The sequence below is a fragment of the Vibrio sp. Vb1554 genome, from assembly GCF_033344235.1.
Genome location: NZ_JAWPOJ010000003.1, coordinates 230,458 through 247,760 on the forward strand (window position 1 = coordinate 230,458; position 17,303 = coordinate 247,760).

General features: G+C 45.3%; 14 protein-coding genes. 11 read left to right on the forward strand and 3 right to left on the reverse strand.

Features of this window, described 5'->3' with window-relative positions; all coding sequences use genetic code 11:
• Positions 1-88: 88 nt before the first annotated feature.
• The 8 genes from R8N28_RS04600 to R8N28_RS04635 all read left to right on the forward strand — a co-directional run bounded on the left by R8N28_RS04600 (position 89) and on the right by R8N28_RS04635 (position 8,892).
• Positions 89-1,282 carry a glycine C-acetyltransferase gene (locus R8N28_RS04600; protein WP_065275482.1) on the forward strand — a complete coding sequence of 398 codons (1,194 nt, stop codon included), beginning with the start codon at positions 89-91 and terminating at the stop codon, positions 1,280-1,282.
• A 44-nt stretch (positions 1,283-1,326) separates the two neighbouring features.
• A complete protein-coding gene (tdh, locus tag R8N28_RS04605; RefSeq protein ID WP_033906709.1) occupies positions 1,327-2,358 on the forward strand; it encodes an L-threonine 3-dehydrogenase in 1,032 nt (343 codons plus the stop codon).
• Positions 2,359-2,781: 423 nt separating this feature from the next.
• Positions 2,782-3,327 (forward strand): spore coat U domain-containing protein, encoded by a 546-nt coding sequence (locus tag R8N28_RS04610; protein WP_021035866.1) that lies wholly within the window; start codon positions 2,782-2,784, stop codon positions 3,325-3,327.
• A 39-nt stretch (positions 3,328-3,366) separates the two neighbouring features.
• Positions 3,367-3,864, forward strand: coding sequence for a spore coat U domain-containing protein (locus R8N28_RS04615; protein WP_017820521.1), 498 nt, complete (start codon positions 3,367-3,369; stop codon positions 3,862-3,864).
• Positions 3,865-3,884: 20 nt separating this feature from the next.
• Complete coding sequence (locus R8N28_RS04620) at positions 3,885-4,640, forward strand: molecular chaperone (protein WP_065275481.1); 756 nt, start codon at positions 3,885-3,887, stop codon at positions 4,638-4,640.
• A complete protein-coding gene (locus tag R8N28_RS04625) occupies positions 4,640-7,066 on the forward strand; it encodes a fimbria/pilus outer membrane usher protein (RefSeq protein ID WP_412079905.1) in 2,427 nt (808 codons plus the stop codon). The genes R8N28_RS04620 and R8N28_RS04625 overlap by 1 nt, the downstream gene beginning before the upstream one ends.
• Positions 7,063-8,031 carry a spore coat U domain-containing protein gene (locus R8N28_RS04630; RefSeq protein WP_065275479.1) on the forward strand — a complete coding sequence of 323 codons (969 nt, stop codon included), beginning with the start codon at positions 7,063-7,065 and terminating at the stop codon, positions 8,029-8,031. Before R8N28_RS04625 ends, R8N28_RS04630 begins: the two co-directional genes overlap by 4 nt.
• Positions 8,032-8,172: 141 nt before the next feature.
• Complete coding sequence (locus tag R8N28_RS04635; RefSeq protein WP_065275478.1) at positions 8,173-8,892, forward strand: carbonic anhydrase; 720 nt, start codon at positions 8,173-8,175, stop codon at positions 8,890-8,892.
• Positions 8,893-8,964: 72 nt separating this feature from the next.
• Here the strand turns inward: R8N28_RS04635 and R8N28_RS04640 are convergent, their stop codons facing one another.
• Positions 8,965-10,068 (reverse strand): mechanosensitive ion channel family protein, encoded by a 1,104-nt coding sequence (locus R8N28_RS04640; protein WP_065275477.1) that lies wholly within the window; start codon positions 10,066-10,068, stop codon positions 8,965-8,967.
• A 301-nt stretch (positions 10,069-10,369) separates the two neighbouring features.
• Between R8N28_RS04640 and R8N28_RS04645 the strand changes: the two genes are divergently transcribed.
• Positions 10,370-10,717 carry a helix-turn-helix domain-containing protein gene (locus tag R8N28_RS04645; RefSeq protein WP_005375109.1) on the forward strand — a complete coding sequence of 116 codons (348 nt, stop codon included), beginning with the start codon at positions 10,370-10,372 and terminating at the stop codon, positions 10,715-10,717.
• 90 nt (positions 10,718-10,807) lie between these two features.
• Here R8N28_RS04645 and lldD read toward each other — a convergent pair whose 3' ends face one another.
• Positions 10,808-11,947 (reverse strand): FMN-dependent L-lactate dehydrogenase LldD, encoded by a 1,140-nt coding sequence (gene lldD / locus R8N28_RS04650; RefSeq protein WP_005383962.1) that lies wholly within the window; start codon positions 11,945-11,947, stop codon positions 10,808-10,810.
• Positions 11,948-12,262: 315 nt separating this feature from the next.
• Positions 12,263-13,954 carry an L-lactate permease gene (locus R8N28_RS04655; RefSeq protein WP_005375111.1) on the reverse strand — a complete coding sequence of 564 codons (1,692 nt, stop codon included), beginning with the start codon at positions 13,952-13,954 and terminating at the stop codon, positions 12,263-12,265.
• 162 nt (positions 13,955-14,116) lie between these two features.
• Between R8N28_RS04655 and R8N28_RS04660 the strand changes: the two genes are divergently transcribed.
• Positions 14,117-15,016 (forward strand): LysR family transcriptional regulator, encoded by a 900-nt coding sequence (locus R8N28_RS04660; protein ID WP_005375112.1) that lies wholly within the window; start codon positions 14,117-14,119, stop codon positions 15,014-15,016.
• Between the two features lie 120 nt (positions 15,017-15,136).
• The gene (locus R8N28_RS04665; protein WP_065275476.1) at positions 15,137-17,170 is read left to right on the forward strand and encodes a prolyl oligopeptidase family serine peptidase; all 2,034 of its coding nucleotides are present in this window, start codon (positions 15,137-15,139) and stop codon (positions 17,168-17,170) included.
• Positions 17,171-17,303 lie beyond the last annotated feature (133 nt).

Here is a 17,303-nt window from a genome sequence, read left to right on the forward strand (position 1 = left end):
GTGATAGCCCGTGACGCCCGTCACATAAAGGCTAAGCCTAATTCTAAACGAGTAAATACTCGCCAAAATAACTAGGAAGGAATTTCAAATGTCTTCTGCATTCTACCAACAGATTCAGCAGCAAATCGAAGAAGTAAAGGCGGAAGGCCTTTACAAATCAGAGCGTGTCATCACGTCTCAACAGCAAGCGGCTGTTAAAATCTCTACTGGTGAAGAAGTACTAAACTTCTGTGCGAACAACTACCTTGGTCTTGCTAACCACCCGGCACTTATCGAAGCGGGTAAAGCAGGCATGGACGAGCACGGCTTTGGTATGGCTTCAGTACGTTTTATCTGTGGTACGCAAGACATCCACAAAGAGCTTGAGCAGAAGCTTTCTAAGTTCCTAGGTAAAGAAGATACGATTCTTTACACATCATGTTTCGACGCAAACGCGGGCCTATTTGAAACTATTCTAGGCAAAGAAGACGCAATCATCTCTGACGCTTTAAACCACGCGTCAATCATCGACGGTGTTCGTCTATGTAAAGCAATGCGTTTCCGCTACTCAAACAACAACATGGAAGAGCTAGAGCAACAACTGATCGCTGCGAAAGAAGCAGGTGCTCGCCACATTCTTATCGTAACGGACGGTGTGTTCTCAATGGACGGCGTAGTAGCAAACCTTCCGGCTATCTGTGACCTAGCAGAGAAGTACGGCGCGTTGACTATGGTTGATGACTCTCACGCTGTTGGCTTCATGGGCAAAACAGGTGCAGGTACGCACGAGCACCACAACGTGGTTGACCGTATCGACATCATCACTGGTACGCTAGGCAAAGCAATGGGCGGCGCTTCAGGCGGTTACACATCTGGTAAAGCGGAAGTGATTGACTGGCTACGTCAGCGTTCTCGTCCATACCTATTCTCTAACTCTGTTGCACCAGCAATCGTAAGCGCTTCTCTCCGCGTTCTAGATCTACTAGAAGAGAGTGGTGACCTACGTGATCGTCTATGGGAAAACGCAGCACACTTCCGTACTCGTATGGAAGACGCGGGTTTCACAATGGGTGGTGCTGACCACGCAATCATCCCAATCATGCTTGGCGACGCAAAAGTAGCAGCAGAATTTGCAGAGCGTGCGCTGGAGAAAGGCATCTACGTAATCGGCTTCTCATTCCCTGTAGTACCAAAAGGTCAAGCACGTATCCGTACTCAAATGTCTGCGGCGCACTCTCGCGAGCAACTAGACCGTGCAATCGACGCGTTCATCCAAGTTGGTAAGGACATGGGTCTTATTTAAGATTCTAGGCCTTAGACAATAGGGCCTTTAATTAAGGTTACATTATGAAAATTAAAGCATTATCAAAGCTAAAGCCTGAAGAAGGCATCTGGATGACTGAGGTTGATAAACCAGAAGTTGGCCATAACGACATTCTGATCAAAATTAAAAAAACCGCTATCTGTGGTACAGACGTACACATCTACAACTGGGACGAATGGTCACAAAAAACCATTCCAGTGCCTATGGTTGTTGGGCACGAATACGTGGGGGAAGTGGTTGCGATTGGTCAGGAAGTTCGTGGCTTTGAAATCGGTGACCGCGTATCTGGCGAAGGTCACATCACGTGTGGTCACTGTCGTAACTGTCGTGGCGGCCGTACTCACCTATGTCGCAACACGATTGGTGTGGGCGTTAACCGTGAAGGTGCATTCGCAGAATACCTAGTGATCCCAGCGTTCAACGCGTTCAAGATCCCTGAAGGTATCTCTGACGATCTAGCGTCTATCTTTGACCCGTTTGGTAACGCAGTACACACAGCACTTTCTTTCGACCTAGTAGGCGAAGACGTGCTTATCACAGGTGCTGGCCCAATCGGTATCATGGCAGCGGCAGTAGCAAAGCACGTTGGTGCTCGTCACGTAGTGATCACGGATGTGAACGAATACCGTCTAGAACTTGCTCGTAAGATGGGTGTAACACGCGCAGTAAACGTGGCTGAAGAGAAGCTAGAAGACGTAATGTCTGAGCTAGGCATGACAGAAGGCTTCGACGTAGGTCTAGAAATGTCTGGTAACCCAGCAGCATTCAACTCAATGCTAACCACAATGAACCACGGTGGTCGTATTGCACTACTCGGTATTCCACCATCAGACATGGGTATCGACTGGAACCAAGTTATCTTCAAGGGCTTGGTGATCAAAGGTATCTACGGTCGCGAAATGTTCGAAACTTGGTACAAGATGGCTTCACTGATCCAATCTGGTCTGGATCTATCGCCAATCATCACGCACCACTACAAGATTGACGATTTCCAAGAAGGCTTCGACGTAATGCGCAGCGGCATGTCAGGTAAGGTTATTCTTGATTGGGAATAACTTATTCAAGTAAGAAATGCGCTCCTTTTTGGGGCGCATTTTTGTTTCATGAAGATTTTTGTTTCATGAAGATTTTTGTTTCATGAAGATTTTTGTTTCGGGAAGAAATGGTCGCCAATCTTTTCTAAACTTCTCGTATCGTTCTGCTACTTTTTTTAGATTTTTTCCACTCAACTTCACCCTACCTTCTAACTCATTGTCGATTCTGTATTTGGAATAAGATAATAACCATTTGTTTTTAGTGGTTATTTTTTAGCATTACATGCTTAAAAAACGTCATTTTTAAGTTTAATGTTTTTATTTTCCGTTCGTCTTTATCCTTATCCTGCTTCTTTTTATTGTTTTACATTTTATATGCATTTGGTTTGTCATAATTGAGCTATAACTAATAAAAAGGTTACCGATATACAGTGGAATGTAAAAATGGAGCTTTATATGAAAAGATTTTATCTGATGATGCCTCTGCTCTTAACCTCATTTAGTTGGCAAGCGAATGGAGCGTCAGTGAGCGGTACGATTGATGTTTCAATTAACCTTGTACAAGGTTGTGTGATTAATGGAAATAATGCGGTAGATGCAGCTTCTGGCGTTGGCTTTGGCTCACTTGCCTTTGGAGACGTGCCTGCAATCTTCAGTGAACAAGATGGTGTGGTAAATGGTGGTAGTGCGACGGGTATTGAAGTGCTTTGTAGTAACGGTGTGACACCGACGTTTACATTGGGCACCGGATTGTATGATGCAAGTGCGACCGTTGGTACCTACGCGATGTCAAATGGCGCGCAATTTATTGATTATACGTTGTTTACCGACTCAGACCGAAGCACACAAATTATACAAGGTGGGACGGTAGCTCTGTCTGAATTTACTAGTGCAACATCGCAAACTATTGAGCTTTTTGCGAAAGCTTACGGTACGAGCAGCATTGCCGGTACATACTCCGATACCATCAGTGTGACGCTAAGCTGGTAAAACGTGACGCTGGTTGTTAGGGGCTTTTCACTTGTCGCGATGAGTTTGTGCTCTTTAACTGTGCTGGCTGATGCGACACAAACTTTTCAGGTGTCTGCCACCGTAGATACAGGTTGTTTGATTAACGGCGCAGTACAAGAAGAAAGCGCAACCCAAGCCGGGCAAATAGGCACGTTAGATTTTGGTGAGCATTCTTCAGTTTACGCGACGGAAGTACAAGGCAGCATCACTTACAGTTCATCACTCACATTAAGCTGTACTCCGGGTATTACGATGAATGTTTCCGTAAATGGCGGGATGAATGCATCGGATGGTGTACGTAAGCTAAAGCACAGTGAAGAAGCGACAACGGTAGATTACTTTTTGTTCCAGGATCTAAATTACACGCAGGTGCTTGATATTGACACGCAATATTCCGTCGATACTGACCAAGACCCAGATAATATTCAGTTTCCTATCTGGGCAAAGGCGACAATAAATGGGAATGAAATGGCTGGAATTTATATGGATACGCTTACGCTGACATTAGAGTGGTAAGTGAACTTTGGAGGGGTGAAATGGAATTCATACTCAAAAAACTATTATTAATAGCCTTCCTTTTTGTTTTTTTCTCAAATGCCAACGCTAACTCATTATTAATTTGGCCGATTTACCCCAAAATATCAGAGGAGAGCAATGCAACATCACTTTGGATGGTAAATAAAGGCAGTGTTGATTCTTATTTACAGGTGAGAATTTTTAAGTGGGAACAAAACGAAGGAGAAGATAGTTATTCAAGTCAAAGCCAGTTAATTGCAACCCCTCCGTTTGTCAAAATTGAACCAGGTGAAAAGCAGTTAATCCGCATCATCAACCAAGATGAGGCCTCTGCGGGTAAGGAGTATGCATACCGAGTGATCATAGATGAATTACCGCCAACTCAAAACCCTCAAACAGAATTGACGGAAAATGAACTCGCTGTAAAAGTCCGAATGCGTTACTCGATACCTTTGTTTATTTACGGGAAAGGGCTGACTGATAATCAAAAACCAAACCGTGACAGTGAATTATGGGATGATTTACAGGCACAGTTTATTAAGAAAAATAATCAGCGTTTTGTTCACATTAAAAATTCAGGAAAACACCATGTTCGCTTAGTGAATTTACAGTTGAATCTACCAAATAAAGATCCTGTCGTTATTTCCGATGGACTAGCTGGCTATATTCTTCCTGAACAGTATAAGGTTTGGTCTATTCCCCATAGTAATGTCAGACCCTTGAGTTTGAGCGCGAATATTGGAGGTAAACGTTACCAAATACCATTGAAGCAATAATGAATAGATTTAATACAATGAATGCTTTCTTTTGGTTGGTATTACTTAGCGTAACGTGGAGCAGTATTGGTCTTTGTGCAAATTCAGCAAACCATTTCTCTGAGCTACCGAGTCCTGAAAATTTCTCATTAGAAAAGTTTGAGAATATTAGCCTCAATCTGGAGTTGGTGATCAATCAAAGAGCAACAGGGCTTGTTGCGAAAGTTGAGCGAGTTGGCGATCAGTTCTTTTTGCTCCGGGAGGACCTCATTTCAGTTGGGGTTACCGCCAAGTCGTTGCCTGGAACCGAAGAGAGACTTGAGGTTACGTCTATCCCAGGTGTTAACGTGCGTTACTTGCAATCGTCATTGCAACTCGCAATTGACGTACCGCCTAATTGGTTACCGATGCAGAATTTATCAGCGCAGGATATGGGGCGATTTTCCCCGGCTCAGTTTGGGCGTGGTGGCCTGCTTAACTACAACGTATTTGGTGTGTACGAGAACGAAAGCCAACAAAAGGAGGTTTCTATCAATCATGAAGTCAGAGCCTTTTCTGAGTTTGGCGTTTTTTCTACTACCGGGATATTTAAATCTAACTTTCATCTCGATGTTCAGTCCCAGCAAAGCAGCCAGTACACTCGTTTTGATACGAGTTACGAGTACGTCAATCAAGAGAAGCGAATTCGTATGGAGGTAGGGGACTATATTGTTCGCCCTTTATCTTGGAGCCAACCAGTAAGACTGGCGGGTATTCAGTTGTCACATGATTTCTCTATGCGTCCGGATGTCGTGACGACGCCGTTACCTGCATTTTATGGTGAGGTCACAGCGCCCACTACGTTAGATTTGTTTATCAATGGCTTTAAAACTGACTCAATGAATGTTGGGCCCGGTCCTTTCATTATTAACGATATTCCAATGCTCTCTGGTGCTGGGGAAGCAACGGTAATTGCAACGGATGCTCAAGGTAAGCAAACGGTCATGACCAGCCCATTTTTTCTCTCTTCCGATCTACTCAAGACCGGATTTACATCTTACAGTGCGAGTATTGGTGCGATCAGAGAAAATTTCGGTAATGCATCTAACGACTATGGAGACGGTGGCGTGGTTACCGCTCTGCGTCATGGCATGACTGATTGGTTAACACTAGAAGCTCAAGCTGAAGCAAAAGATGACCTGATCGTTGCGGGGCTGGGCTTTGTCACCAATGCTTTCAACTTGGGTACGGTGGATGCCTCGTTTCGTGTGAGTAATTTTCAGGATCAATCTACCTCATATGCGCTAGGTTATAGTTATCAGTCTCGGCTGTTTAGCTTCGCTGCTCGAACTCAAGTAGAACAAGCCGACTTTTATACCTTATCTCATTTACCAAATTACGAAATGCTCGATGAAGGCAAGGACGCTTCACTCGCGTCGCGTCATCTATCACAAATCAATATGGGAGTCCGTTTGGGAGATTGGGGCTCACTTTCTGGTGGGTACTTTGATATTCAACAATCCGACTCAGATTCACGTACCCTAAACCTTACTTATAGCTACGCTCTGCCTTTTAATATCAATATGTCCCTTTCTTACAACCATAGTATTGGTGGTCAGAGTGTTACGTTGGCGCAATTCTCTCTACCTTTCAGTTCTTTGGGGGGAAGTTCGGGGCTAACGCTGAAAAGAGAGGACGATGGCGATGTGCGAGGTCGAGTGGGTTACAGCCGCCTCGCGCCAATACGAGGTGGATGGGGCGTCAATTTAGCGCATGATATTAACGAAGAACCAGAAAACCGTAAACAGGCCGATTTGACCTACCGTGCGTCATGGGCGCAGTTCAGAGCTGGGTTAAATGGCACCAGTGGCGACTATGATTATTTTGCGGAAATGGCAGGTTCGGTCTCTACGTTGGATGGAGAAATATTCCCGGCGAATGAAGTGTATGACAGCTTCGCGGTGGTGAGCACCAGTGGTTTTGAAGGTATTCCGGTTAAATATGAAAATCAAATTGTCGGAGTGACAGACGATGAAGGTTACCTACTTGTTCCTTGGGCTACGGCGTATTACACCGCCAAATATGAAATCGATCCACTTAATTTACCAGCCAATGCTGCGTTTTCTGCGACAGAGCAGTTTGCTTCGATACATTCGGGCTACGGCTACCTGTTAGAGTTCCCAATAGAGCTACAAATTGCACTGAGCATGACGGTGGTAGACGAAAATCATTTGTTCCTTCCGATTGGTACATATGGCCGCTCAGAAACGGGCTTAACAAGCCAAATTGGTTGGGATGGTTTTACCTACTTTGAAGGCGTTGACCCAGGCCGCTACATTCAGTTTTATCCTCAAGGACAGCCGCCATGTAAAGTGTTTATTGAGGGGTTGTATCAGCGTGACAGTCAAAAAATACAAACATTGCCTGAGCAGGTTTGTATCAAAGCCGAAGAAGAGACCGCACTATGATTTTGCGCCGCTGGCTTGCTAGCCTACTTTTCTTTTTCTCGTGCTCGACAATGGCTTGTCAGCTCACGGCGGCAACACCTTTAATCTTGTTTGGCAATGTTTCTTCGTTTACTGTTTCAAGCTCTCAGCAGCAAAGCTCAGCTCAGCCTCATGCGGGGATTACGTGTGACTTTTCTACACTTGTGTCTTTGTTAAGTGGCGACTACGTATCAGCAACGTTTAACAGCATAAATAATGGTTTGCTATTAAATGAGGATGATCCGAGTTCGGAGCTCAGCTATCAGATTTTTGGCGATCCAGGTCTTTCAGAAGAGTATGTATTCGGCCAAACTTACAATTTTTTTGAAATCGGGTTACTCGATTTACTCGGGTTGTTTGGCACTCAAGCCGAGTTTCCGCTCTATGCTCGGACGGGAGTGGGTAGTAATCTTTCCGCTGGGACTTATAAAGACCAAATCACCGTATCCTGGATTTGGGATTACTGTAAGGGTATCGGGGTTCTAGGGGTATGCATTGGCCGCGCCAATGGCAGCGCTCAAAGCGTGATTACGGTTGAGTTGGAAGTGACCCCTGATTGTATGATCACGGCGCCAGATATTGATTTTGGTTCGTCCCCATTAGTGGCCGGTTTTGAGCCAGTCAGTCAGGTTATATCGTTAACTTGTACCAAGAATAGTTCCTTCTCCATTGGCTTGAATGACGGCCTAAATGCGTCCGGCGGTCAGCGGCGAATGATTTCTAGTGGTCACTATTTGGAGTATGAAATCTATAAGTCATCAACGATGGAGCGCTGGGGAGGAACCAGTTCTGAACGTCGTGAACACAGTGACGTCGATACTGGCGGCTCCATTCCGGATGGTATCACGCCACAGAATTATAATTATCGCGCGCAGATACTAACCAGCCAAACGACCCCTCCTGCAGGTACTTACACCGACTCAATAATCGTTGACGTTCAATTTTGAGCATCATGTCAATTACATCATTAGAGGCTTCTATTCCAAAAATCTTTTGTAATCATAGTTTTCACTCTGTCACTGCTTAATTTTGTGAGATTAGTATGGCTTTATTCTTACGGAATTTAACTTTCAGAAATAAGGAAAATGATGAAGAAGTCACTAACAACATTAGGTTTGGCACTGGTATTTACAGGAACAGCTTATGCAGCAAGCTGGGGCTACGAGGGAAACCATGGGCCAGCTCATTGGGGTGAGTTTGCATCTGAGTGCGCGAAAGGTCAAAACCAGAGCCCAATCAACATTGAATCGGCGACCGAAGCGAAGCTAGAAAAATTGAATTTCGACTACGAAGGTAAGGCAATTTCACTGCTGAACAACGGTCACACTTTACAGACTGGTTTAGAAGGTAAAAACACACTCACCATTGATGGTAAAGAGTTTATGTTGAAACAGTTCCACTTCCATACGCCATCTGAAAACCATGTGGATGGTAAAGAATACCCACTAGAAGTACACTTTGTGCATGCCGACAAAGTAGGTCATCTAGCTGTTGTCGCGGTGTTCTTTAAACTGGGTGACGCGAACCCAGATCTAGCTAAGATGCTAGCTAACATTCCAACTAAAGATCAAGATGTTACCATCAAGGTTCCATTTGATGCGGATGCCCTTATCCCAAGTGATAAAGACTACTACCGCTTTAACGGCTCACTAACGACACCACCATGCTCTGAAGGTGTGCGTTGGTTGGTGATGAAAGAAGCACAAACTATTTCTCCTGAGCAGATAAAATCTTTTTCGGAAGTAATGGGGAAAAACAATCGCCCAATCCAACCGCTGAATGCACGTATGGTGTTAACGCAACAATAACCACTTCATGCGAAGAAAAATAAAAAGCCCGCTTAAACACAGCGGGCTTGATTATTGGGGTATTGGTGAGAACTAGAAGCCGTGATCTTCTTGCTCTTCCGATTTTACCATTTGTATAGGGTCGAGCTTAAGCGTCTGAGTAGGAAACGCGATATCTGCATCGTGCTCTTTAATGATGTTGATTACCTTAAGCAGTATGTCCTGCTTAACCTCATGGTATCTCACCCAATTCACGGTTTTAGTAAAGGTATAGATAAAGAAGTGCAATGATGATGGACCGAATGTATCGAAATTAACGATAAGAGTTTGGCGTGCATCAATGTCTTTGTGATTTTTCAGCATTTCTTTTACCGCGGTGATAATTTGCGGCATTTTTTCAGCATCGTCGTAACGAAGTCCAATTTTTTCGTAGATACGTCGGTTCAGCATGCGAGATGGGTTTTCTACGACAATGCTGCTAAACACTGAGTTTGGTACATACAGTGGACGCTTATCGAAAGTTCGGATAATGGTCATGCGCCAGCCAATGCGTTCTACTGTCCCCTCTATTTGTCGGTCTGGAGAACGGATCCAATCGCCAACTTTAAATGGACGATCGAAGTAGATCATAAGACCTCCAAAAAAGTTAGACAGCAAATCCTTCGCCGCTAAACCGACGATCAAACCACCAACACCACCGAAGGTAAGTAGGCCCGATAGTGACAGACCAAATGCCTGCATTACGGTTAGAATTCCGACGGTAATAAAGAACAGGCGCGCGACCTTAGCTATCGCTTGTACTGTTGTTTCATCTCGGTTCTTTTGTTCGAGAACATGCTCTTCAACATTGGTAATGAGCCGCATAACGGTCCATACGAAGATGCTGATGATTAAAATCAGTTTCAGCGTACTCAACCAGTTTATTTTATCGTTGAGCTCGCTCTCTAATATGATGCCGATAGAGACGGTTGCTGGCCAACACCAAATGAGTGTACTGACTGGTGCTTTTAGCGCATCAAGCAACATGTCATCCCAGTGGAAGGGCGTTTTCTCTACGAGCGCAGCGAGGCGAGAGCGGATCAGCCGCCAAGCTATCCAAGCTATAAAGCTAGCGAGCGTAATGAAAAGGACGCTCCCACTCCAATTTTGATGAGACGTTTCAATGTAGCTTTGTAATTCGGTAAACCACTGTGGCATATGTAACTTATTTCTAGTGAACCATGGAAGGAAAGGTAGCAGATATTACTCCTTCACCCCAGTGATTTCCTTTAAATCATTTACTTATGTCTAAACCGTCCGAGATGGACTTTTCCTTCCGATGACAAGAGAGTCACCTCAATGTTCTGTTGAGCGACCGCTTCATGCATGTTCAGAGGTACGCTACCAATGATTGAGGGTTGATATTTGGACGATCAATTATAACTTCTCTGACTTATCGCTAACATTTATCTTAAGTAAGTGTGAGAGTGTATTGGCTCTTGAATTAGCGGAGGCAGATATGGAATTTACAGAGCTGGATCGAAACGCGCTCTACGACATCTGGATGTCACAAAAAGCCAAAATGCACATCACTCAAATGGAAATGGCGAAGCGCCTTGGTTTGAGTCTACACGAGTTTTCTGGCTTGTTACGTGGTAATTCTCCACTGACGCTAGGTTTTGTAAAACAGCTATGCGAGCAGCTACATGTACGTCCTGGTCAGGTGATTCCGTCTTTGACGGAGCGTGATCTATCTGCATCTGGTACCGTTTATTTACAAAATCGTGTGACGGTGGATGGCGATATCAGTAACGTGTTTATCGACGGAAACCAAGTCGTGATCGAGTACGTTCACCAAGTTAGCTAGCTTGCTCGTCAAATTATCGGGTTGAAGAGCAATAAAAAACGAGCCACTGTTGGCTCGTTTTTTCGTTTCTGTTTTGCTCGATTGCAAAGATTATGGGATTTTCACTAGCGAATCGCGTGAAAGATCCGCGATAGACTTAGCGCCAGTCAGCGTCATTGCTACACGCATTTCTTTATCGTACAGATCCAGTAGATTTTCAACGCCTGCTCCGCCTTGTGCTGCCAATGCGTACACAAATGAACGGCCAAGAAGCGTACAGTCTGCACCAAGTGCGAGCATACGAACGACATCAAGACCAGTACGAATACCAGAGTCTACGAAGATCTTAAGATCACCTTTTACCGCATCCGCAATGCTTGGCAGTGCTTTAGCACTTGAAAGTACGCCATCTAACTGACGGCCACCATGGTTAGATACCACAATGCCATCTGCGCCGAAACGTACCGCATCTTTCGCGTCTTCTTCATCTAGAATGCCTTTGATAACCATTGGGCCATCCCAAAAATCACGAATCCACTCAAGATCTTTCCAGGAGATAGAAGGGTCGAAGTTTGCGCCTAACCAGCCGATGTAATCTTCTAGCTTTGTTGGTTCGCCACGATAAGTTGAGATGTTACCTAAGTCGTGCGGTTTACCAAGTAGACCCACATCCAGCGCCCAGCTTGGGTGGCGCATCGCCTGGAATACACGACGCATGGCCGCGTTAGGGCCACTCATACCTGAGTGCATGTCACGGTAACGTGCGCCAGGAACTGGCATATCAACGGTAAACACCAGCGTTGTTACGCCTGCTGCTTTTGCACGCTCAAGTACGTTTTTCATAAAGCCACGGTCTTTAAGAACGTAAAGCTGGAACCACATTGGACGTTCAATTGCAGGTGCGACTTCTTCAATCGGACAAACCGAAACAGTCGACATAGTAAATGGGATGCCTTTTTTCTCGGCTGCTTTTGCTGCTTGCACCTCGCCTCGGCGCGCGTACATACCAGTTAGACCAACAGGAGCTAGCGCGATTGGCATTGCCAGTTTCTCACCGAAGATCTCGGTTTCGAGGCTCAAATCTGTCATATCGCGTAGGACGCGTTGGCGAAGAGCGACATCACCTAAATCGTCAGTATTACGCTTCAGCGTGCGTTCGTCGTAAGAGCCGCCATCAATATAATGGAATAGAAACGGGGGAAGCTTGGCTTTCGCGGCAGCGCGGTAGTCAGTAGAAGCTGAGATAATCATAATGGTGTCCTAGCGGTTATTCTAAGCAAAGTTGTGGAGCAATTTGCTCTTTCGTTGAGTCTTCATCGCAAAGCAGTGAAGACATCAAAATGAGTATAGTTACCTATGGTTCACTTACGTTTGAATCGGTGATGTTGGTAACCCATTTACATAATTGGTTGAAAAATTTTATTAAATCACTCAATCAGTTATGCAAACTGGAAAGGGTGACACAGCTGTCGGGGGAATTGATGTAGCAAGCTAAATCAACATGTCGGGGTAGTAGTGCAGACAGCTGTGTCAAATTAGGCAGGGCTGTAAACCCTGCATTTCGCGTTACTTCATTAAGACATCTGTCATTTGGAAGCCATAAATCAGCACCAATCCAATAATGCCTGTCATTACAATGTAGTAGAACGTAGGGATAATCGTCTTACGCAATGTTGCGCCTTCTCGACCAAGCAAACCTACCGTGGCTGATGCGGCAACAACGTTGTGAATCGCAATCATGTTACCTGCGGCAGCACCGACGGCTTGGAGTGATACAACAATCACACTCGAAATAGACAACGTTTGTGCCACTTCGAATTGGAACTGGCTGAACATCATATTTGATACCGTGTTTGAGCCAGCGATGAACGCACCCAGTGCACCAACGGTGGCACTCAGCGCTGGGAACGCAGAACCAACAAGGTCAGAGGCGAAGTTTGCGGTTGTGACGGGCATACTTGCTAGGTCAGCACCGTTGATGCCTGAGTTTATAAAGATACGAACCATCGGAATGGTAAACACCAAGACAAAACCCGCCCCAATCAGTGTTTTGCTTGACTCGCCAAACGCTTCACGCAATGGCTTTACACTACCGCTTTGTAACATTGCAGCAAGTAGTGCGACAAACACCAGAATGCCACCAGGAAGGTATAACGGCTGAATCGCAGCGCTAACGCCAGTCTCACCAAGAATGTTGCTGAACGACAAACTTACGCTTTGTACAAAGCCTTTCAGCTCAGGGCTTACGCGGCTTGCGACGAGAATAACTGCCAGCATTACATATGGAACCCAAGCTTTTACGATGCTCATTGGCTTGCCCGGATTGTCGTTTAGATCGACTTTTAGCGAACCTAACCACTCTGCAGGCCATTTGTCTTCGCTTTCGAAATCCCACTTAGTCTTTGGTACTAAAAAGCCTTTTTTCGCTGCGGTAACAACGATAGACAGACCAACCAAACCACCGATAAGTGAAGGAAACTCTGCGCCCAAGAATACGCCGGTTAACGCGTATGGAACGGTGAAAGAGACACCAGCGAATAGCGCAAATGGTAGAATATCCAGGCCTTCACTCCAGCTTCTGTTCTTGCCGAAAAAACGTGTTAACATCATCGCCATTAATACTGGGATCATCGTACCTACGACTGCGTGAATGACAGCAACGTGCGCTGTGATATCTTGCAGGTACATTTCCCACGTTGCACCTTGTGCGGCCAACGACTCACTGATGTTATGCGTGTCTAAACCTTTGTTTACACCTACGATGATAGGCGTGCCTACCGCGCCGAATGAAACAGGCGTAGACTGAATCATCATGCCCATTAGGACAGCGGCTAGCGCAGGGAAGCCGATTGCAACCAGCAGTGGTGCAGCGATTGCTGCCGGGGTACCGAACCCAGATGCGCCTTCAATGAACGAGCCAAAGCACCAAGCAATGATGATGGCTTGTACACGGCGGTCAGCCGAAATATCGGTAAATCCATTACGGATTGTGGTGATCGCTCCAGTGTGTTTTAAAGTGTTGAGCAAGAAGATGGCACCAAACACGATCCATAGAACAGAGACAGTAATGCCCAGTCCTTGGAATACGGAAGCCAGTACGCGATTGGCTGACATATCCCAAAACATAAGTGCGATAGCGACGGTTAGACCGAACGCAACAGGCATGGCTTTTTTAGCAGGCCAGTTGAGACCAACCAATAAGATGGCGGCAACAACAATTGGCGAAAATGCCACTAGGGCAAGTAGGGTTTCACTCATTTGTACATCCTTCGTACGCTGACTTCTCGAACGGTGTCAATCCGCTGTAGAGGTGACTTTTTGTTGTAATGGTTTTGTTAATTTGGCGTGAATTTACTCCTTTATTTTTTGTTGATATAGGGAAATAATGAAAATAATTAATTCCAAAAGTGACATAATGGTATGAGAGCAGACGACTTAATCCTATTTTCTCAAGTAATCGAACTTGGCAGCTTTAGTAAGGTTGCAGAGGCAAATAACCTTACAAATTCGGTAGTTAGCAAAAGAATGGCGAGGTTGGAGGAAGAAATAGGGGCTCAGCTATTATATCGAACAACGCGCAAATTAACCTTGACCGAGGCAGGTAAGGTGTTACTCCACAGTGCTAAAAATGTGAAGCAGGCCACTCAGGAGGCTATGGATGCTGTTGCAGGCTTTGGAGAGAATGTGAGCGGTCATATAAAAATGTCCGTGCCGTGTATCTCTGGAGATTTGATACTTGCTGATGCTGTTGCCGAGTTTTGTAACCTTCATCCGGGTCTGACCGTGGATATGTCATTGGATAATCGCTTTGTCGATTTAGTGGCTGATGGTTACGATTTAGTCATTCGAACTGGCTACCTAGCCGACTCTAGTTTGATCGCACGACATATTCTCGATTCCCAATGGGTGGTATGCGCGTCACCTTCTTATATTGCGAAAAATGGGAAACCGATCGAGCCGATTGATCTCACCACGCACAATTGTCTGCAATACGCTTACCAAACCACAGGTGCAACGGATTGGGAGTTTAAAGGAGAAGATGGCAATTACATCGTCAAAGTATCGGGCTGCTTTTCTACTGATAACGCGACCGCATTACGTAAAGCCGCTCTGGGCGGCCATGGTATTGCTTACGTCCCGCGCTGCTTGGTGTATCACGATATTCGTAACGGTCAACTGGTGGATATTTTTCCTGAATTAGTAGGTAAAAAGTTGGGTATCTACGCGGTGTATCCGTTTACTCGTCAACCACCGAACAAAGTGAAGTTGCTTATTGAGCACATTCGTGACCGATACTTAACGATATCTCATTATTTCTAGGTTCTTCATAGATTTAAAACAATGTCGTTGAAATCAAAATTGGGTGCTCTAAGGTAATCACCGCAATAAAACGATTGAAGATAAACAACTTAATAAAAACAACGGAGTAACACGGACGTTATGCATTACCCAAAAACACGTAAAGATTCTGTCGTGGACACTTATTTTGGTCACGACATTGCCGACCCTTATCGCTGGTTAGAAGATGATCGCAGTGAAGAAACCGCTCAATGGGCTTCGGGTCAAAATTCGGTCACCTTCGATTTCCTTGGTCAGATACCGTACCGCCAACAAATCCGTGACTTAGTGGCGAACAGTCAAAACTACGAAAAATATTCCCAGCCATTTGTACGTGGTGACTACACCTACTTCTACAAAAACGACGGTTTGCAAAACCAAAGCGTATTGTATCGACGTAAAGGCGAGGGAGAAGCCGAGGTTTTCCTTGATCCAAATACTTTCTCCGAAGAGGGCACGACCTCTCTTGGCGAAGTCAGCTTCTCTAAAGACTACCGTTTGGTCGCGTATTCCATCTCGGAAGGGGGCAGTGATTGGCGTAAGATCTTTGTCATTGATACGGAAACCAAAGAACAGTTAGAGCCTGAGATTGTTGATGCGAAGTTTACGTCGATTTCTTGGCTGGGCAGCAAAGGCTTCTATTACTCAAGCTACGATAAGCCGCAAGGCAGTGAGTTGTCTGCTCGAACTGAGCATCACAAGCTTTATTATCATGAACTTGGTACCCCTCAATCTGAAGATGAAGTGATTTTTGGTGAGTTGGATACGCAAGTTCATCGTTATGTGTCTGGTACGACGACGACAGATGATAGCTTCCTCATTATTTCTGGCGCAGAATCTACATCGGGTAATCGTCTGTTTTATATCGATTTACAGTCTGACTCCCAAGCAATTGTGACGCTGCGCGATACAACGCAAGGCGACACCTACTTAATTGATAGCCAAGACGCAACCTTGCTGCTTTACACCAACCTAGACGCGCCGAATGGCAAAGTTGTCAGCTACAACACTCAGACAGAACAATGGGCTGACGTGATTGCTGAACAAGAACAGCCGTTAGAAATCAGCAAAGGTGGCGGTTATCTGTTTGCGACTTATATGGTAGATGTGCTTTCTAAAGTGCAGCAGTTTAACTACCAAGGTGAGTGGATTCGAGATGTACAATTGCCGGGAGAAGGCACGGCTTATGGTCTGGCGGGTAAAAAAGAAGAAACCACACTTTATTACACATTCACTAACTACGTGACGCCTCCGACGATCTTCTCATTTGATGTCGAATCTGGTGGATCGACACTGTTTCAGGAATCAAAGGCACCGTTCGATCGTAATGAGTATGAATCAAAACAGGTGTTTTACACCTCAAAAGACGGCACGCAAGTTCCGATGATCATTTCATACAAGAAGGGCGTTGCACTTGATGGTAGAGCACCAACCATGTTGTATGGTTACGGCGGTTTTAACATCAGCCTTACTCCAATGTTTTCTGGCAATGTAGCCAACTGGCTAGAGTTGGGTGGTATATACGCTGTCGCCAACATGCGAGGCGGCGGTGAATACGGTAAAGCCTGGCACAACGCAGGCACTCAGCAGCAAAAGCAAAACGTGTTTGATGACTTTATTGCGGCGGCGGAATACCTGATTGAAAACGACTACACTAGCTCGGATCGCCTAGCGATTCGCGGTGGTTCTAATGGTGGTTTGTTAGTTGGAGCGTGTATGACGCAACGCCCTGAACTATTCAAAGTCGCGCTGCCTGCGGTTGGCGTGCTTGATATGCTGCGTTATCACACGTTTACTTCTGGAGAAGGCTGGAAGTATGACTATGGCACGTCGGAGCAAAGTGAAGCGATGTTCCAATACTTGCTTGGTTACTCTCCTGTTCACAATGTAAAAGAAGGCGTGCAATATCCTGCTACCTTGGTGACAACTGCTGATCACGACGACCGAGTTGTGCCAGCACATTCGTACAAATTTATTGCGGAGCTGCAAGACAAACAGCAAGGCGCTAATCCAGTATTAATACGCATTGATGTCAATGCAGGTCATGGTGCAGGAATGCCGCTGAGTAAGCAAATTGACCTCACCACAGACGTGTATGCATTTACGTTACATAATATGGGTATTGAGTCGATTTAATGCCCTAGTTGTTCGAAGCTTCTGAGAATAAAAAAATGCCGCGACAGTGTCGCGGCATTTTTCATGGTTGGGGGAACTCAATTCATACTGTTTGCCAGTATTTGAGCCAGGTTGACTAAGTCTGACTCTTGAA